The sequence below is a fragment of the Agromyces sp. NPDC052230 genome (assembly GCF_040679595.1).
Classification (GTDB): Bacteria; Actinomycetota; Actinomycetes; order Actinomycetales; family Microbacteriaceae; genus Agromyces.
Genome location: NZ_JBFAVC010000001.1, coordinates 473,552 through 491,905, shown reverse-complemented (window position 1 = coordinate 491,905; position 18,354 = coordinate 473,552). Strand labels below are relative to the sequence as shown.

16 protein-coding genes are annotated in these 18,354 nt (G+C 69.7%); 8 read left to right on the top strand and 8 right to left on the bottom strand.

Annotated elements, in window-relative coordinates; all coding sequences use genetic code 11:
• Positions 1-4: 4 nt before the first annotated feature.
• Complete coding sequence (locus AB0K73_RS02395) at positions 5-1,000, bottom strand: hypothetical protein (RefSeq protein WP_360510790.1); 996 nt, start codon at positions 998-1,000, stop codon at positions 5-7.
• 292 nt (positions 1,001-1,292) lie between these two features.
• Entirely contained in the window at positions 1,293-2,588 is a 1,296-nt protein-coding gene (locus AB0K73_RS02390; protein ID WP_360510791.1) for a DUF222 domain-containing protein, read from the bottom strand.
• A 193-nt stretch (positions 2,589-2,781) separates the two neighbouring features.
• Here AB0K73_RS02390 and AB0K73_RS02385 point away from each other — a divergent pair, with 193 nt between their 5' ends.
• On the top strand, positions 2,782-3,300 hold the full coding sequence (locus AB0K73_RS02385) for a hypothetical protein (RefSeq protein ID WP_360510792.1): 519 nt from the start codon (positions 2,782-2,784) through the stop codon (positions 3,298-3,300).
• Here the strand turns inward: AB0K73_RS02385 and AB0K73_RS02380 are convergent.
• The gene (locus AB0K73_RS02380; RefSeq protein ID WP_360510793.1) at positions 3,276-4,181 is read right to left on the bottom strand and encodes an alpha/beta hydrolase; all 906 of its coding nucleotides are present in this window, start codon (positions 4,179-4,181) and stop codon (positions 3,276-3,278) included. The genes AB0K73_RS02385 and AB0K73_RS02380 overlap by 25 nt on opposite strands.
• A 112-nt stretch (positions 4,182-4,293) precedes the next feature.
• Here AB0K73_RS02380 and AB0K73_RS02375 point away from each other — a divergent pair, with 112 nt between their 5' ends.
• Positions 4,294-4,947: a TetR/AcrR family transcriptional regulator gene (locus AB0K73_RS02375; protein ID WP_360510794.1), complete on the top strand. Its 654-nt coding sequence runs from the start codon at positions 4,294-4,296 to the stop codon at positions 4,945-4,947.
• Between the two features lie 13 nt (positions 4,948-4,960).
• Here AB0K73_RS02375 and AB0K73_RS02370 read toward each other — a convergent pair whose 3' ends face one another.
• Together AB0K73_RS02370 and AB0K73_RS02365 are read right to left on the bottom strand one after the other, a co-directional pair.
• Positions 4,961-5,764 (bottom strand): hypothetical protein, encoded by an 804-nt coding sequence (locus AB0K73_RS02370; RefSeq protein WP_360510795.1) that lies wholly within the window; start codon positions 5,762-5,764, stop codon positions 4,961-4,963.
• Positions 5,761-6,543 carry a GntR family transcriptional regulator gene (locus tag AB0K73_RS02365; protein WP_360510796.1) on the bottom strand — a complete coding sequence of 261 codons (783 nt, stop codon included), beginning with the start codon at positions 6,541-6,543 and terminating at the stop codon, positions 5,761-5,763. Before AB0K73_RS02365 ends, AB0K73_RS02370 begins: the two co-directional genes overlap by 4 nt.
• Before the next feature lie 141 nt (positions 6,544-6,684).
• Here AB0K73_RS02365 and AB0K73_RS02360 point away from each other — a divergent pair, with 141 nt between their 5' ends.
• From AB0K73_RS02360 to AB0K73_RS02340, 5 genes are all read left to right on the top strand, one after another.
• Positions 6,685-7,746 carry an ABC transporter ATP-binding protein gene (locus AB0K73_RS02360; RefSeq protein ID WP_360510797.1) on the top strand — a complete coding sequence of 354 codons (1,062 nt, stop codon included), beginning with the start codon at positions 6,685-6,687 and terminating at the stop codon, positions 7,744-7,746.
• Between the two features lie 58 nt (positions 7,747-7,804).
• Positions 7,805-8,983: an ABC transporter substrate-binding protein gene (locus tag AB0K73_RS02355; RefSeq protein ID WP_360510798.1), complete on the top strand. Its 1,179-nt coding sequence runs from the start codon at positions 7,805-7,807 to the stop codon at positions 8,981-8,983.
• Positions 8,984-9,059: 76 nt separating this feature from the next.
• A complete protein-coding gene (locus AB0K73_RS02350; RefSeq protein WP_360510799.1) occupies positions 9,060-9,974 on the top strand; it encodes an ABC transporter permease in 915 nt (304 codons plus the stop codon).
• Positions 9,975-9,983: 9 nt separating this feature from the next.
• A complete protein-coding gene (locus AB0K73_RS02345; RefSeq protein WP_360510800.1) occupies positions 9,984-10,784 on the top strand; it encodes an ABC transporter permease in 801 nt (266 codons plus the stop codon).
• A 162-nt stretch (positions 10,785-10,946) separates the two neighbouring features.
• Positions 10,947-14,117: an ExeM/NucH family extracellular endonuclease gene (locus tag AB0K73_RS02340; RefSeq protein WP_360510801.1), complete on the top strand. Its 3,171-nt coding sequence runs from the start codon at positions 10,947-10,949 to the stop codon at positions 14,115-14,117.
• Between the two features lie 67 nt (positions 14,118-14,184).
• Here the strand turns inward: AB0K73_RS02340 and AB0K73_RS02335 are convergent, their stop codons facing one another.
• Both AB0K73_RS02335 and AB0K73_RS02330 read right to left on the bottom strand, forming a co-directional pair.
• On the bottom strand, positions 14,185-16,101 hold the full coding sequence (locus AB0K73_RS02335) for a substrate-binding domain-containing protein (RefSeq protein WP_360510802.1): 1,917 nt from the start codon (positions 16,099-16,101) through the stop codon (positions 14,185-14,187).
• A gap of 194 nt (positions 16,102-16,295) precedes the next feature.
• On the bottom strand, positions 16,296-16,850 hold the full coding sequence (locus AB0K73_RS02330) for a hypothetical protein (RefSeq protein ID WP_360510803.1): 555 nt from the start codon (positions 16,848-16,850) through the stop codon (positions 16,296-16,298).
• A 163-nt stretch (positions 16,851-17,013) separates the two neighbouring features.
• On the opposite strand from AB0K73_RS02330, the gene AB0K73_RS02325 reads away from it, so the two are divergent.
• The gene (locus AB0K73_RS02325; protein ID WP_360510804.1) at positions 17,014-17,658 is read left to right on the top strand and encodes a nucleoside deaminase; all 645 of its coding nucleotides are present in this window, start codon (positions 17,014-17,016) and stop codon (positions 17,656-17,658) included.
• A 25-nt stretch (positions 17,659-17,683) separates the two neighbouring features.
• Here the strand turns inward: AB0K73_RS02325 and AB0K73_RS02320 are convergent, their stop codons facing one another.
• Positions 17,684-18,280 (bottom strand): hypothetical protein, encoded by a 597-nt coding sequence (locus tag AB0K73_RS02320; RefSeq protein WP_360510805.1) that lies wholly within the window; start codon positions 18,278-18,280, stop codon positions 17,684-17,686.
• Positions 18,281-18,354 lie beyond the last annotated feature (74 nt).

Here is an 18,354-nt window from a genome sequence, read left to right as displayed (position 1 = left end):
CCGATCATCGTGGCAAAGGCTCGACCTGCTCCGCCCCTCTACGACGCCGCGTGACGATCGCGCGCCCGACGAGACCGACGGCGGCGACCGCGACGGCGACGATGAGGGGCGGTAGGGCGAGCTCGGGAATCCAGAGCGCCATGCCGAAGACGCCGAGTCCGTAGTCGAGCATCTCCGCGGGGTGGCGCGCAAGCACGCGACTGCCGACGGCGTTCGAGATCGCGGTCATGAGTGCAGGCGCGACCCACAGCGCGAGGAGCGCGAACGCGGCGGCGAGGACTCGGCCGACGGTGTTGACGCCGCCCCAGGCGATGGCCGCGCCGATGAGCACGGGTGGGATCCAGCGGGTGACGTCGAGGAGCCAGGCGAGCTCGGTGGTGCCGGCGGTGCCGAACGGCACGACGAGCCCGTTGATCCACGGGCCGACGGCCACGGCCGCGATGCTGAGCCCGACCACCGCGCCGGCCCGCGGGGCCTTCGCGATGAGCAGCAGCACCAGCACTCCGACCAGGATCGCGAATGAGGTGCCGGCGACGAGCGCCGCGAGGTAGAGCGCCGACTCGCCGCGCTCCTGGAGCCCGTCGCGCACCACGATGGAGGTCTGCACCGTGGCGATGATCTGCACGGCGAGGACCCCGATGACGATCGCGGCCGCGCCGAATCTGGGGAGGCGCTTCCGGGTCGCCCGGGCGACGATGCCCGCGATCGCGGCGCCGGTGACGATGATCGCCGTGATGAGGGTGATCGCGTACTGGCTGAACGGCAGCAGCACGAGCGGATACCGGTCGGGCGAGGTATCCGTCGCCCAGAGGTTCTGCAGCGGGAGCCGCATGCCGGTGATGAGCCACGGAAGCAGCCCGAGCAGTGCGGATGCAACGCCGATGAGCACGGGCGCCCACGCGGGGAGTCGCCGTGGCTGGGGCTCTGCAGTTGCGGTCGCCAAGGCCGCATTTGTCGTCTCCGTCGGTTCGGTCGTCTCGGGCGTTCCTGCCGCATCCATCACGCCAGCGTAGGGGCGACCGCCGACGGCCCGTGGCTCGTATTGGCCCGATCTCGATGTAGTGCTTGCCTTCTGCGAGAGTGGGCGCATGTTCTCGGGCTTCTTCGGCTGGCACCTCATGATCACCGTCGGAACACTCGCGGTGATGGGGCTTCTAGCTTGGGGCGTGTACTGGCTGACGAATCGTGCCTCACGCGTGCGTCGGGACGCCGAAGAACCGGACCGCCGACTGACCTCCTAGCTCAGCGCCTGGACGGCCCTGCCGTTTCTTGGCGAGTCGCGAGCAGGCCGGTCAGGCAGCGTGCTCGTCGCTTTCGGGGGCCAGATCGCGCGCCGATGCCGGTGCCGGTGCCGGTGTGAGGGTCCTTTCGGTGAAGGGGTGTTCGGGGTGGGTGTGGTGGTCGTGGCCGGCGGGTGAGGTCCATCGGATGGTGCCGTCGGGTTGTTGGGTCATGCGCCATCGGGTGGTGTGTTTGAGGCGGTGGTGCTTGCGGCAGAGGTGGGCGAGGTTGTCGTGTCGGGTGTGGCCGCCTCGGGCCCAGCCGGTGGTGTGGTCGAGGTCGCAGCCGGTGGCTTGGCGGCCGCAGCCGGGGAATCGGCAGGTGCCGTCGCGGGTGCGGAGGTAGCCGGCGAGGTCGGCGGGTACCCGGTATCGGGTGCGGCCGTAGGAGAGGTAGGCGCCGGTCTCGGGGTGGGTGAGGATCCGCTGGAACGAGGGGGCGTGTGCGGCGAGCCGGCGGGCGGTGTCGGCGTCGATGGGCCCGTATCCGTCGAGTTCGGCGGGTTCGTCGGTGTGGCCGAGCAGGGTGAGCACCGGCACGGTGACCAGCACCCGCGGCACGATCGCCGCATCCGCGTCGACCGATCGGCCGTCGCGGTCGGTGCGGCACCCCGTGAGCAGCAGGTCGGCAGCGACGTCGAGGGCCCGCTGCGCCGGCGTGCGCGGGTCGTCGGTCGCAATGGTGGCGGCGAGGGTGTGGAGTCGGTGGGTGATGGCGTGCGCACGTTCGGCCTCGAGGTACAGGCTGAGCCAGGCCATCCCGTCGGGTGCCGATTCCAGTACGACGCGGCGTTCGGCGGTCGCGGCCCGGTGCCGGACCTCGAGGGGTTCGGGGTGCAGCCGCTCCCGGAGCGAACGGAGGCGGCGGCGCAGTGCCGCGTTCGTCTGCCGGGGTGCGTGTTCGAGCGCGGCCGTCTCCAGCGTCGCGGCCGCGGCGGGTGGGAGCCCGATCAGGGCGTCGAAGATCGACCTCGCGTGCGGCAGGCTGATCGCCCCGGCGGCGAGCGCGGCGACGGTCGCCGGGTGCCGGTGGCCGATGCCGGCGTCGCCGACAAACGCGCCCGCGGTGCCCTCGGGCACGACCAGTGCGGTCGCGAGCTCGGCGACGAACGCCCGGGTCGCGTGCACCCGATCCTCCGACGACGACCCGTCATGCACCCCCTCGACCGCGTGCGCGTATCCGTGCGCCCGCTGGATCAGCCGGAGCTGCTCCGCCTGCGCCGCCCGGATGCCGCGCTCGAGCTCCACGATCGCGTCCACATCGGCGCGCAATGCGGCGGCCGCGAGGTCGGCGTCGGAGAACGTCATGGGACCATTCCATCACCACCCACCGACATTCGATAGCGTCGGAAAGCACGGTTGATCAGGTGAATTCCCTGTGGAGAACTCCACCGACCCGTTCCCTGTGGAGGACGAGTCACCGACCGTCACGGGGTGCTGCCGGGTCGGTCTCGGGCCTGTCCTTCGCCGAGGAAGCCGAGCTCGCGTCATCTTCGAGGCAATGACTTCCGAACCATTCGCCACCACGCTCGGCCGTAGCTCCGCGAGCCGGCTCGAGTGGATGAGTGCCCGGGGGTCGATCGCCGGATGTGTCGCCGTGGTCCTGTTCGCGACCGTGTCGGTCATCGGGTGGTTCACGAGTGGAGCCGATGCTGAGGGCCTCGAGCGACTCGCATTCGCTGCGCCGACGGTGTTCGCGATCGCCTTCGCCGTTCGTGTGGTCGGCACTCTGCCGTTCTCGAAGCCGCCAGGTGTCGGTCGAACGATCGCCGCGGATGTCGTCGTCGTCGTTGCCGCGCTGGTCTTCATCGTGATCGTCGGTTCGATCGGCGACGGCTCAGGTGTTGCGAGCTACTCGGGCATCATCATGGGGATGTTCCTCGTGCCGGCCACCGCCGTCGCCTCACTCCTGAGCGAGATCGTGCGCCGCATCCCCTGGCTCACGCGAGTCGCCGTTATAGCTGCCATCGTGATCGGAGTCGCCGTGCTCGGCGTCTACGCCCGTGCGCTCACGGGCTGACCGCCCCGCTCGACAAACGCATCCAGCCCACCGAGCCCGCCCATGGCGAATGCCGTGACCGCATCGAGCGTGACATCGGCCGCGAGCACGCGCGAGTGCCCCGCCCCCTCGGTGACGACGAGCCGCGACCGGTCGCCGTGCGCCTCGTGCAGCCGCAGCGACTCACTGAAGGCAACCTCGCGGTCGCCGCGGTCGTGCACGACGAGGAGGGGGACGCCGGCCGGCAGCGGGTCGGCCACCGCGTCGAACCGCGCGAAGGGCTCGTCGATGTCGGGCTGGATGAGGTTCATGAATCGCCGTGCGAGCACGTCGGCGCTCGCGGGGCGAATGCCGACTCGCGCCGCGAACGAGTCGACGAGGTAGCCGGCGTCGGCCATGCCGGCGATCGCCACGACTCCGCCGGCGGCCGTGCCCTCGCGCACCGCCGTCACGGCTGCGAGCGCACCGAACGAATGGCCGACGATGACCCGGAACAGGCCGTGCTTGCGCTGCAGCACCTCGATGGCGGCGAGGTAGTCGCGGATGTCGGTGTGTCGCCCGGCCGACTCGCCATTCGCGGGCGCATCGAACGCGACGACGCGCAACCCTTCGGAGCGCAGCTCGCGCACGATGGCGGCGAACTGGGACGCACGTCCGCGCCAGCCGTGCACGAGCAGCACGGTTTCGGGGCCATTCCCCCACGTATACGTGACGACGTCGCGTCCGCGCACGGAGATCGTGCCGCGCTCGGCCCGCTCGTGCACGGCACGATCGCCTGATCGCAGCGGGAGTGCCGGCCGCACCTGTCGGAACAGCGGAAGGGCCAGGCGTCCGGCGAGTGCCGGGGAGACGGTGTCGGCGGCGCGGATGGCGGCGACGGTGAGGGTGGTGCTGAGTTGCATGGCGGCCTCCGGGGCAGCTCGGTCGAGATCATGAGTGTGCGAGGCATCCGATTCAATGAATACGAACGGTCGTGTCTGTACTATACGACCGTTCGTGCGTAAACTGAAGAGCATGCAGGAAATCGATGGTCGCAAGTTGCGGGGGGATGCCTCGCGCCGCCTCGTGCTCGAGAACGCCGTCGACCTCGCCTCCCTCGAAGGACTCGATGGGCTCTCCATCGGGCGGCTCGCGACCGCGGCGCACGTGAGCAAGAGCAACGTGGCCACGCTCTTCGGCACGAAGGTGCGACTGCAGCTCGCCACCGTCGAGTCCGCAGCCCAGCGGTTCCGCGAGACCGTGCTCGAACCGGCCCGCCAGGCGGCACCCCGGGGCATCCATCGCATCGTCGCCCTGCTCGACGCGTGGATCGCCTACTCGCGCGACCGGATCTTCCCGGGCGGATGCTTCTTCGCCGCCGCCGTGGCCGACTTCGACTCGAAGCCCGGGCCCGTGCGTGACGCCATCTCCCGTGCGTACGACGATTGGGGCGACTACGTGCGCGTCTCGCTCGGCTACGCGATCGCCCAGGGCGAGCTCGATGCCGATGCCGACGCCGAGCAGCTCGCCTTCGAGTTCATGGCACTCCTCGACACCGCCAACACGCGCTCCGTCATGACGGGTTCCAACGAGCCGTACCGGATGGCGCGGCGAGGGCTCGTGTCGCGCCTGCACGCTGCGGGTGCCGACCCCGAGGCCGTGCGACCGCTCGCCGAGCACGTCGACTGAGCACGAAGCCGGCTCACGCCTCCAGTACGAGCGCGAGCGTCGTGTCGCCGCACGGCACGACCGCCTCACCGCCCGGCAGCGACGCGGCATCCGTCACCGTGACCGCATCGCGCAGCGGGGCGAGCGCCTCGGCCAGGCCCTCGAGGCGCAACAGCGCCCCGGTCGCTCGTCGGGCGTCGGTCGACGCGACGATGCGGCCCGACGCGTTCACGAGGGTGCACGGATGCCCCGACTCCCGGATCACCGGCAGCAGCACCTGCTCGAGGCGGGCGACGTACAGGTCGGTACCGACGAGTCCGACCATCTCGTCGTGCACCCGCACGGGCGTGGTGATCGTGACGGTGTAGTCGTCGGTGCAGAGGTAGTCGACGTAGGGCCCCGTGACGTGCCGCGTGCCCGTGCGCGCGGGCACGCGCCACCATTCGAGCGTCGTGTAGTCGCGGAACTGCTCGGAGTCGGGGTCGTCGATCGTGGCGAGGCGGCGCAGTCCCGAGCCCGGTCCGAAGGTGTTCGAGCCGCTCAGCCACCACGCGAGATGCCACGGTGCATCGGCGAGGAAGCCCGGCGCGGCCACGAAGCCCGCACCCGTGATGAGGCTGCCCTCCTGCTCGAGCTCGGCGCTCACGAGGGCGGCCACGACTGGGTCGAGCGTCTCGGCGGTCGGCGCACCGTCGCCCGTGAGGGCGCCCGCGAGCGGACCCGCGAGCTCGCGTTCGAGCACGTCGCGCCAGCCGTCGATCATGGCGAACACGGGGTCGATGGTGGAGGCGATTCGCCGGGCGATGTGCTCGGCGGTGACGTCGACGTCGACGCTCATGGCCTCGCTCCTTCCGATTGCGGGGCGTCCGCGGCCTGCTCGAGGCGCACCTTCTCGTCGATGAGCCATTCGACGGCCGAGGCGATGTGGTCCGTCGTCACGCGACGTGCACGTTCGGGTTGCACGTCGCGAACGGCTTCGATGACCTCGAGCCTGGCCGCGCGACTGCGGTCACGTGAATCCTGCTCCCGCAGGCACAGCCAGAGCAAGGGGCCGGCCTCGGCCTGCAGGCGGAGTTCCTCGTGCACGAGGCGAGGCGACTGGCTCACGGCGGCGATCTCGAGCTGGAACCGGCCGACCGCCCGGCGCGCTCCACCGGGGGTCGCGAGGTCGGCGCGGGCGTCGATCTCGATGAGGCTCGTGAGGTCGTCCTCGCTGGCCCGGTCGGCGGCGACCTCGGCCGCCATGCCCGCAATGGCGGCGTAGTGCAGCGAGAGGTCGCGCAGTTCGATGCGGCTGAGCGAGCGCACGCGCTCGTCGATCATGCGCATCGACGCGTCGCGGTCGTGCGTGACGAAGCTGCCGCCGTCGCGCCCCCGCTTGGTGTGCACGAGTCCCTTGTCGCGTAACGCGACGAGCGCCTCGCGGGCGGTGACGACGGCCACTCCGAGGCTGCGCGCAAGCTCGGATTCGCTCGGCAGCCGCTCGCCGTCACGCAGCACGCCGGCCACGATGGCGTCGGTCAGCCGCTGCTCGACGAGCTCGGCGCGACCCGCGCCCTCGAGGGGCGAGAAGACGACCGCGCGCGTGGCGTCGGCGCGGCCGGTGGCCTGCGGCATCCGACCTCCCGGCATCCGTGCTCGAAATCTGTGACAAGACCGTAACACGCAGGACTGGTTTAAGACATCTGGATCCATATGATTTTGTCATCGCCCGTTAACGGCGTGCGCGTACAGCGCGGATGCATCGAAGGGGACGCCATGACCGACCAGCAGCCGGCCATCCGGCTCACCGGGCTCACCAAGGAGTTCGGCGCCGTCACCGCCGTCGACCATGTCGACCTCGAGATCGCCGCGGGCGAGTTCTTCTCGATGCTCGGTCCGTCGGGCTCTGGGAAGACCACGGTGCTGCGGCTCATCGCGGGCTTCGAGCAGCCCACCTCGGGCACCATCGAGCTCTTCGGGCAGGACGTCACGAAGCGCGCGCCCTTCGACCGCGACGTCAACACCGTCTTCCAGGACTACGCGCTCTTCCCGCACATGAGCGTGCTCGAGAACGTCGCCTACGGCCTGCGCGTGCGCGGCATCGGCCGCAAGGAACGGAACGACCGTGCGCGCCGCGCGCTCGCCTCGGTGCGACTCGAGCAGATGGGCGATCGCAAGCCGTCGCAGCTCTCGGGCGGCCAGCGCCAGCGCGTCGCTCTGGCACGCGCTACGGTCGTGCAGCCCAAGGTGCTGCTCCTCGACGAGCCGCTCGGCGCGCTCGACCTCAAGCTGCGCGAGCAGATGCAGGTCGAGCTCAAGGAGATCCAGCGCGACCTCGGCATCACCTTCATCTTCGTCACGCACGACCAGGAGGAGGCCCTCACGCTCTCCGACCGCATCGCGGTGTTCAACAACGGGCGCATCCAGCAGCTCGGCACGCCCGCGGAGCTCTACGAGCGCCCGGCCTCGCGCTTCGTCGCCGACTTCGTCGGCACCTCGAACCTGCTCGACGACGCCGTGTCGCGCGAACTCCTCGGCCGTGCCGGCCTGCACTCCGTGCGCCCCGAGAAGATGACGGTCGGGCAGGGCGAGACCGGCGCCGACGTGCGCAACGCCCCGGGCACCGTGGTCGAGACGATCTACCTCGGCAGCGGCATCCGCATCGTCGTCGACCTCGACGCCGGCGCACGCGTGAGCGTGCTCGAGCAGAACGACCGCAACCGCGTGCACGACGACGAGCGCGGCGACCGCGTGGTCGTCAGCTGGCACGACGCCGACGTGATCGCGCTCGCGACGCCTGAATCGGTGACGGATGCCGCGGCCGCGACATCCGCGTGACCTGCACCAGACCTGCACCACATCACACCTGCACCACACAGAGAAACAGGAGAGAACCATGAAGCGGAATCCGCTCACCGCGCGCCGCGGCGCCACGGTGGGACTCGCGATCGCCTCGATCGCGGTGCTCACCGCCTGCGGCACCCAGTCCGGAGGCACCGGCGGCGGCGAGGCCGCCGAGGAGCTCGGCGAGATGGAGGGCAAGGTCTCGCTGCTGGCCTGGCCAGGTTACGTCGAGGATGGCTCGAACGATCCGGCCGTCGACTGGGTCAGCTCCTTCGAGGAGGAGACCGGCTGCGAGGTCGAGTCGAAGACCTACGGCACGTCCGACGAGGCCGTCAACCTCATGAAGTCGGGCGACTACGACGTCGTGGCCGCCTCGGGTGACGCGACCCTGCGTCTCATCGCCGGCGAGAATGTGGTGCCGGTGAACACCGACCTCATCCCGAACTACGAGGGCATCTACGACTTCCTCAAGGACAAGGAGTGGAACTCCGTCGATGGTGAGTCGTACGGTGTGCCGCACGGCTACGGCGCGAACCTGCTCATGTACAACACCGACGTCGTCACCGAGGCGCCCACGTCGTGGGACGTCGTCTTCGAGCGGGCCGGTGAATTCACCGGCAACGTCACGGCGTACGACTCGCCGATCTACATCGCGGATGCCGCGGTCTACCTGATGCACCACCAGCCCGACCTCGGCATCGAGAACCCCTACGCGCTCGACGCGGAGCAGTTCCAGGCCGCCGTCGACCTCCTGAAGGAGCAGCGCCAGCACGTCGGCGAGTACTGGTCGGACTACCTCAAGGAGATCCAGGCCTTCCAGACCGGCGACTCGGTCGTCGGCACCACGTGGCAGGTCATCCAGAACGTGCTCGAGTCCGAGGGTGCGCCGACCGCGGTCGTGTTGCCCGAGGAGGGTGCAACTGGCTGGTCGGACACCTGGATGATCGCATCCGACGCCGAGAACCCGAACTGCGCCTACGCGTGGCTCGACCACATCGCGAGCCCCGAGGCGAACGCCGCCGCGACCTCGTACTTCGGCGAGGCGCCGTCGAACGACGCGGCGTGCGAGTTCCGCGAGGACTGCGAGGCCTACCACGCCGGTGACGCCGACTACGCGTCGCAGATCTGGTACTGGACGACCCCGATCGCCGAGTGCGTCGACGGCCGCACCGATGTGGAGTGCGTCGACTACGCGGCCTGGACCGAGGCCTGGCAGGAGATCAAGGGCTGACATCCCCGCCAGCGGGCCGGGGAGACGGTCATCGAGCCGCCTCCCCGACCCGCCGCATCGACACGACAGGACACGCATGACGACGAACACCCCGACGAGGCATCCGCTGCCCGCCCGCCGCGACGACCTCCCGCGGAAGGGCTCGGCCTTCCTCGCGACCCATCCGAGGACGCGCCTCGTGCTCCTCCTGACGGCTCCGCTGTTCTGGCTCGTCGTCGTCTACATCGTCGCGCTGGTGCTGCTGCTCGTCACCGCGTTCTGGTCGGTCGACAGCTTCACCGGGCAGGTCCGCACGGAGTGGACGCTCGACAACATCGGCAAGGTGCTCACCGGCTCGCTGTACCAGACGGTGACCCTGCGCACGATCGGGGTCGCGCTCGCGGTGACGATCATCGACGTCGTGCTCGCGCTGCCGATCGCGTTCTACATGGCGAAGGTCGCATCGCCCCGGATGCAGCGCATCCTCGTCATCATGGTGCTCACGCCGCTGTGGGCGAGCTACCTCGTGAAGGCGTACGCGTGGCGCTCGGTGCTCTCGCAGGACGGCATCCTCGAGTGGCTCGTCGCGCCGTTCGGCGGTCACACGCCCGGGTACGGGCTCCCGGCGACCATCATCACGCTGTCGTACCTGTGGTTGCCGTACGTGATCCTTCCGATCTACGCCGGACTCGAGCGGGTGCCCGATTCGCTGCTCGAGGCATCCGGTGACCTGGGCGGCCGCACCTGGCCGACGCTGCGCCTCGTGGTCTTCCCACTCGTGCTGCCGGCCATCATCGCCGGCACGATCTTCAGCTTCTCGCTCTCGCTCGGCGACTACATCACCGTGAACATCGTGGGCGGCGCCAGCCAGATGCTCGGCAACCTCGTCTACACGAACGTGGGCGCGGCCAACAACCTGCCCCTCGCATCGGCCATCGCCCTCATCCCGATCGTGATCATCTTCGGGTACCTCTTCCTCGTGCGTCGCACCGGCGCGCTGAACAACCTCTAAGGGTCACGGATGCGCCTCTCACGCCTTTCCCGCACGGCACTCGGCATCGTCACCGCCGTCATCCTCGCGGCCGTGTACGTGCCCCTGCTGGTCGTGCTCGTGAACTCCTTCTCGACGTCGACGTCGCTGAACTGGCCGCCGCCCGGCTTCACCTTGGACTGGTGGGTGCGCGCCTTCCAGAGCGCCGGCGCGATCGAGGCGGTGACCACGAGCGTGCAGGTGGCCATCATCTCGACGATCATCTCGCTCGTGCTCGGCACGCTCATCTCGCTGGCCCTGCAGCGCTTCGACTTCTTCGGCCGCGACGCCATCAGCCTGCTGGTGATCCTGCCGATCGCGCTGCCCGGCATCATCACCGGTATCGCGCTCAACAACTTCTTCCGCACCATCATGGGCGTGCCGCTCTCGATCTGGACGGTGGTCATCGCGCACGCCACGTTCTGCATCGTGACGGTCTTCAACAACGTGATCGCCCGCCTGCGGCGCCAGGGCACGAACCTCGAGGAGGCATCCGCCGACCTCGGTGCCGGCATCTGGACCACGTTCCGGCTCGTGACCTTCCCGCAACTGCGCTCGGCGCTGCTCGCCGGCGGCCTGCTCGCGTTCGCGCTGTCGTTCGACGAGATCATCGTGACGACGTTCACGGCCGGCTCTGGCGTGACGACGTTGCCGATCTTCATCCTGAACAACATGTTCCGGCCGAACCAGGCGCCGATCGTGTCGGTCATCGCCGTCGTGCTCGTGCTCGTGTCGATCATCCCGATCTACATCGCGCAGCGACTCTCGGGGTCGGAGCAGCAGCACCGCTGAGACCCGGCGTGCTCAGATGTGCAGCACCGGATGCCGCGGCTGCACATGCGAGCCGTTCACCGATTCTTCCCGTTCGTGGGTCTTCCCCGCGTCGGGCGCTCCCCGTAGTCTGACGCTCGTCACGGGGGTCACGAGGACGCCCGCGCTTTCTGGGGAGCGTCGATGATCCGATCCATCCACCGTGTCACCGTCACCATCGCGGCAGCGTCGCTGCTGGCCGTGGGGCTCGCCGCGAGTCCCGCCGCCGCCGAGCAGTCGGCACCGACCGAACTCATCATCAGTGAGTACGTCGAGGGTTCGTCGTTCAACAAGGCGATCGAACTGTACAACCCAACGGATGCCGCGATCGACCTCACCGGCCACACGCTCAGCGTGTACTTCAACGGAGCCGTGACCGCGAGTGGGAACTTCGCCCTTACTGGCGACCCGGTAGCGCCGGGTGACACCTTCGTCTTCGCTGACGAGGACCTCGTCGCGTTCGCCGACCAGCCCACTGGTGCGAGCCTCTGGAACGGCGACGACGCGATCGTGTTGACGCACGGCGGTACGGTCATCGACTCTCTCGGCCAGGTCGGCTTCGATCCCGGCTCGCAGTGGGGCACCGACCTCACGTCCACCGCCGACAACACGCTGCGCCGCATGGCGTCGGTGTGCGTCGGCGACACCGACCCGACCGACGTGTTCGACCCCGCCGTCGAGTGGGAGGGCTACGCGAACGACACGTTCGACGGGCTCGGCGCGCACGTCTGCGGCGAGGTCGGCCCGCAGTCGCCCGTGATCAACGAGTTCTCGGCATCGACCGCCGGCACCGACGTGGAGTACATCGAGGTGCTCGTGGAGCCTGGCACCGACCTCGGCGACTACCGCGTGCTCGAGATCGAGGGCGACGCCAATGCGAACCGCGGCGTCGTCGACGAGGTACTCACGTTCGACGCTCCCGACGCCGAGGGCCGCGCACTGGTCTGGCTTCCGGCCAACGCCCTCGAGAACGGCACGGTGTCGCTGCTGCTCGTCACCGGCTTCACCGGTGCGCTCGGTGACGACCTCGATGCCGACGACGACGGCGTGATCGACGCGATCGACGGCCTGACCGTCGTCGACTCGGTCGCCGTGCACGACGGCGGCTCGACCGATTTCGCCTATGGCGACACCGTGTTGGGCGTGGCGTACGACGGTCAGGCGTTCGCACCCGGCGGCGCCTCCCGCATCCCCGACGGCGCCGACACCGGCTCGACCGCCGATTGGGTGCGCAACGACTTCGACCTGGCCGGCATCCCCGGTCGGCCCGGCACCCTCGTCGCCGGCGAGGCCGCGAACACCCCCGGCGTGCGGAACTCCTTGACGGTCGTGGTCGTGCCGCTGCCCCCGGCGGACTGCAACGCACCGATCGTCACCATCGGTTCCGTGCAGGGCTCTGGCGACACCTCGCCCAAGGCCGGCATGTCGGTCGAGATCGAGGGCGTCGTCATCGGCGACTTCCAGGTCGGCGGCTTCGAGGGCTACTACGTGCAGGACACGGGCGACGGCGACGACGCGACCTCCGACGGCATCTTCGTCTACGCGCCGACCGGCCTCGACGTCGCCGCCGGCGACCAGGTGCACATTGCCGGAACGGTCAGCGAGTTCTTCGGCATGACCGAGGTCACCGCCACGGCGAATGCCATCTGCGCCACGGGCGGCGAACTGCCGGCGGCGACGGAGCTCAGCCTGCCCGCGACGTCTGAAGATCGGGAGCGGCTCGAGGGCATGCGCGTCACCCTGCCGCAGTCGCTCGCGATCCTCGAGTTCTTCGACTTCGGCCGCTACGGCACGATCTCGCTCGGCACCGACCGCCAGATGCAGCCGACCGCCGTGTACGACGCAGGGTCGCCTGAGGCGATCGCCCTCGCCGAGCAGAACACGCTGAACAGCATCGGCATGGACGACGGGCGCAGCGAGGAGAACCCCGACCCGGCGATCCACCCGAACGGCGACGAGTTCACGCTCGACAACACGTTCCGTGGCGGCGACCTCGTCACGAACGTCACGGGTGTGCTCGACTACCGGTTCGACACCTGGGCCGTGCAGCCCACGCAGGGTGCCGACTACGACGACGTGAACGTGCGGCAGGCGGCGCCGGTCGTCGGCGGATCGACGACGGTCGCGAGCTTCAACGTGCTCAACTACTTCACGACGTTGAACTCCCGCGGTGCGAACGACCTGGTGGAGTTCCAGCGTCAGCAGGACAAGATCGTGAGCGCGATCTCGGAGCTCGATGCCGACATCGTCGGTCTCATCGAGATCGAGAACAACGGCGACACCGCGGTGGGCGCGCTGGTCGAGGCGCTCAACGCCGAGATGGGTGCGGGCACCTACGACTTCATCTCGACCGGGGTGCTCGGCACCGACGTCATCACGACGGCGCTCATCTACAAGCCCGCCGAGGTGACCCCCACCGGCGACCACGCCGTGCTCGACGAATCGGTCGACCCGCGGTGGATCGACGACCACAACCGGCCGGCGCTCGCGCAGGCCTTCACCGACCTCCAGACCGGCGGCGACGTCGCGGTGATCGTGAACCACCTGAAGTCGAAGGGGTCGGCATGCGCGGGCGAGCCTCAGGACCCGAACGGCCAGGGCAACTGCAACATCGTGCGCACGCAGGCGGCCGAGGCGATGGTCGATTGGCTGGCCACCGGCCCGACGGCCGCCGAGCCCGGCCGGGAACTCATCATCGGCGACCTCAACTCGTACGACAAGGAGGACCCGATCCAGGTGCTCACGGGCGCGGGTTACACCGACCTGCTCCTTCGCGACCAGGGCGAGGAGGCGTACTCCTACGTCTTCGACGGCCAGCTCGGCTACCTCGACTACGGGCTCGCGGGCCCGGGGCTCCTCGAGGACGTCATCGAGGCCACGACCTGGGCGGTCAACGCCGACGAACCGAGTCTCATCGACTACGACATGACGTTCAAGAAGCCCGCCCAGGACGCACTGTACGAACCCGACGCCTACCGGTCGAGCGACCACGACCCCGTGCTCATCGGCCTCGAGCTCGACAACACGGCGCCCGAGCTGGCGGTCACGGCCGATCCCGAGCTCGTGTTCCCGCCCAATGCCCAGTGGCACACGGTGGTATTCGACATCGAGACGAGTGACAACTCCGGTCGCGACGTGAGCGTCGAGCTGGTCGAGGTGAAGGCCGAGGGCCACAAGGCCGCCTCGAGCATCGTGTCGGACACCGAAGTCGAGCTCCTCGCGCGACAGGGTGCCGTGTACACGGTGGTCTTCGTGGCGACGGATGCCGCAGGCAACACCACCACCGTCGAGGTGATCGTCCGGGTGGTGCCGTAGTCCACGGCTCGCCCGAACGCCACGGCGCGCTGCTCCCACATGGGGGCGGCGCGCCGTCGTCGTCGTGCTAGAAGCTCGTCACCAGGTCCCCGAGCACATCGCGGAGCTTGGTCGGGTCGGTGGCGTCGTAGAAGTGCGCGCCCGTCGCGCTCGAGATGGACTGCAGGGTCGCGACATCCGCGTCGGCACCGTAGGCGAGCGTGAACACGAGCACCGGGGAATCGTGATGCAGGGCGCCGAGGTTCGCGAGCATCTGCGGCGCGTCGATCGTCGGGGTCATGGTCTCGTTCTTGCCGTCGCTGAGCAGCACGATGGCGTTGATGCGATCGGGGTCCCAGTCGGCGGCGCGCTGGCGCGCGAACTCGTCGACCGCCGCGTAGAGCGGCGTGAACTCCACCGGCCGCAGGGCGCCGAGCGCCTTCAGGAACTCGGGGCGACCGGGCCCGATGTCGGAGACGGGGCTCACGAGTCCGGGGCTGATGGGTCCGTCGTCGACGGCGGAGAACGCGGCCAGGCCGACGTTGTCTCCGGCGGTGAAATGACCGAGCGCCTGCGTGATGGCGTCCTTCGCGGCGGCGAGCTTCGTCGCCCCGGTCGCGATCGGCTCCTCCATGGAACCCGACACGTCCACCAGGAAGAGGACCTCCGCACGCTTGCGCACCTCGGGGAAGGCGTCGTGCGTGGCCTTGATGACCTTCGCGCCCGGGAACCGCAGCGCGCCGGTCTGGTCACCGGCGAGCCGCCCCACCTCGGCGACGAGCGGGTCGAACTTCCTGTTGAGGTCGCGGTAGCCCGACTCGCGTACGATCTGCTGGCCCTGGCGGGTGCCGGCGAAACGCACGAAGTCCTCTCCGGCCGCCGCCTCGGACTCGTCGACCCACGACCCCGCGAGCACCACGGCGGGGTTGTCGGCGACGAAGAAGCCGTCGCTCGGGTAGATCGGAACCAGCTGCTCCTTCGGCGGTTCGCTCGCGACGCGGGTGATGCCGTCGCGGCTCGTGACGCCGCGGTTGTAGTCCCACACGGACTTCTCGTCGACGATCACCGCCGAGAGGAAGTCGGCCACCGAACCCTTGTCCTCCGACTGGCGGGCGTGCCAGAGGAAGTGCTCGGGGGTGGCCATGTAGTGGCTCGTGGCGAGTTCGTGCTGCCTGACCTCTTCGGTGACCTCGGGGTCTCGCAGCTGTTCGACGGTGAGCTCGCCGATCGAGCCCGCCGCCGAGCCGTAGGAGGCGAGCAGGGCCGCCTCGCCCGAGGAGGCGATGAGCGGGCTCGTCTTGCCGAGCTTGAAGGTGCCCCACTCGGGGTGGCCGAGGTCGCTCCATGCGTTCTCGTCGGCGGCGGCGGCGAAGACGTCGTCCCAGGTCGGGCGTTCGGCGTCCCAGCCGATGGCCGCCGCCATGCTCGTGGGCATCGCGAGCACGATGTCGGATGCCCCGACGCTGGTGCCCTCGGCGGGCACATTCACGCCCCCGCCCAGCGCGCGAGCCGTGGACAGCCACGAACTCGCATCGGGGATCCAGACGATGGGCCGCTGGTCGGCAGCGACTTCGGGGAAGCCGGCCGCCGCGTCCTCGGCGGCGAGGCCGGACTTGTCCCGGGTCGCCACGAGGGTCACGCATCGCCCGTCGAGCTCGCGCGGCTGGGCGTTGTAGCCGTCGACGAGTCGGGAGACCATCTCGAAGTTCTCGAGCGAGGAGAGCACCACCGCGGTCGTGCACGGCTGGGCGCCGGCGGTTGCGGCCGGCTCGTCCTCGGGGAACTCGATGGTCTTGGCGGCGGGGTCGATGGTCGCCGCGCCGGCGTCATCCGTCCCGTCGCTTCCGCCGCCCTGCTGGCTGACGAGCACTGCCGTCACGGCCAGGCCGCTGATGACGAGCAGTACCGCTGCGCCGGCGACGACCGCCCACACCAGACGCCGACGGCGACGCTGTTCGCGGCGCTGCCGCCGGTCGCGGCGGAGACCGGTATCGCCGGCACTCAACAGGCCGCTCCCGTGCTCGGTCGAGCGCCGCGGCTCCGGCTCGGGGAGCTTCGGGGGGCGGCGTTCGGAGCGTGCGTCACGGAAGTGTCGTGCATCGTTCCGTCCTCAGCGGGGGATCGGGGGACAAAGGCGAGCATATATCGGGGACATCCAGAGACCAAGGCACCGCCCGGGGCACCCGGTCGACGTCCGGGTCAGTTGGCGGCGTTGAGCATGCCGATGATCACCGCGGTCCACCACGCCAGTTGCGACACGACCGCGCTCGCGATGAACCGGACGCGGGCCCGTGGCGGCAACGCGGCGAAGCGCATGTGCTTCGGGAATCGTGCGAGGTAGAACGTCCATTGGGTGATCGCCACGCCGTTCAGTGAGACCAGGAGCACGGCCGCGAGCTTCGTCAGCGTGAGCGGCGATTCGAGGTCGGGTTCGAGGAGCGCCCCGCTCGCGAGGAGCCCCGCGAGGCCCGTCCAGATCAGGGGCTTCAGCGTGACGTCGACCTGCCACAGATCTCGGACCGAGCGCCACTCCGTCGACCAGAGGAGGGCGTACCACTCGACCATGAGCACGGCGCCGAGCGCGACCACCAGCGACGCGAGGTGCACGAACAGCGCGGCGGCGTGCAGCCAGGGTGGCGGTGCGAGCAGCGTTGAGAGTCCGACCGACGCGGTCCACCCGGCCGCGACCACGACGTAGCCGACCGCACGCTGCCTGCGCCGCAGCCGCTGTTTCGCCTTGAGGGTCATCGTCACGGGGTGATGGTCGCCCTCTCACTCATTGGCTTTTCCTGCGCCGTCCAGCTCCCCGCGTTCACCCTATCGAACGCAGCGGAGCACCGAGGCCGACGGTGCACAGGTCTGCGATGGTACGCGCGGAAACCGACCGCGCGCACCACGGGGGCGGCAGAATGGGCGCATGAACGCGTCGCTCGCCACTGCCTTCTCCGCTTCGCTGCCCCAGTGGCTCGTCGACGATCTCGACGAGTTCGCCGCTCGGCCGCTCGGGAACTCCGAGCAGCGGATGTCGCTCGCGAACGAGCTGGCCGACCGCAACTGGCGCGCCGGGAACGGCGGCCCCTTCGCCGCGATCGTGGTGGACCGGGCATCCGGTGCCCTGGTCTCGGTAGGTGTCAACGTCGTGCTCTCCACCGAACTCAGCGGGATGCACGCCGAGATGATGGCGTTGAGCCTCGCGCAGCGTGCGGTCGGGCGGTGGGACCTCGGCGCGGAGGGGGCCGATCTCGAACTCGTCGTCAACTGGCGTCCGTGCGTGATGTGCTACGGCGCCACCATGTGGTCGGGCGTTCGGGCACTCACGATCGCGGGCGAAGGCGTCGAGGTCGAGCACCTGACGGGTTTCGACGAAGGGCCGATGCCCGAGGATTGGGTCGGCGAGTTCGAGCGGCGCGGCATCCGCGTCTCGGTGGGGGTGGGCCACGACGACGCGATCGAGGTGTTCCGCGCGTTCGGGGCATCCGACGCCGTGGTCTACAACGCGCGGGGGAGCGCGACGGCCGCGGGGGAGGCGTCCGCGGGGGAGGCGTCCGCGGACGAGGGCTGACCCCGCCCGCGGACGGCTCGGTCGGCTATGCGTCGCGGCCCTGTCCGTCGTGCAGGTGCACGTGGACGTGCACGTCCTGCTCGGGGGCGTGACGACGCCACGGGCCGAACCCGTCGCGGTGACCGAATCGATGGCCGAAGTCGTGCATCGGCGTGCCGTGGTGGCGATGGCCGAACCGACGCCCGCCGCGGCGTCCGCGGGTGGGTCGCTGGCTCTCATCCCAGCCGAGCTCTCGGGCGATCGCCTCGAGGCTTCGCATCGTGGTGGTGAAGTCCTCGGGTGAGACCGCGCCGGCGACGCGCTGGCGGAGGGCGGTCACCTGCGATTCGAGACGCTCGCGCGCCTCGCGCCCGGCCTCGGTGATCTCGGGAGGGAAGCCGGCGACCCAGCCCCGTTCCACCAGGCGGTGGAGCACGTGGGGTCTGGTGTGCAGTCGATCGGCGAGCTGCTCGTCGTGGGCGGTGCCCGCGAGGAGATTGAGCATCCGCCAGTCACGGCGGGTGATGCCGTCGGCCTCGAAGAGGGCCTCCATCTCTTGGGAGATTCGGCGGTCGACCACCTTGAGCCAGAAGCCCAGGGGTCGATCGGGGTGCTGAACGGGGGGTGTGTGATCGGTGTTCATGGTGTTCCCTTCTCGGTGCGCCGTCTCGGCGCCCGGCGCGCGTTGCGCGTTCTTGTTGCATGTCTTATGACATG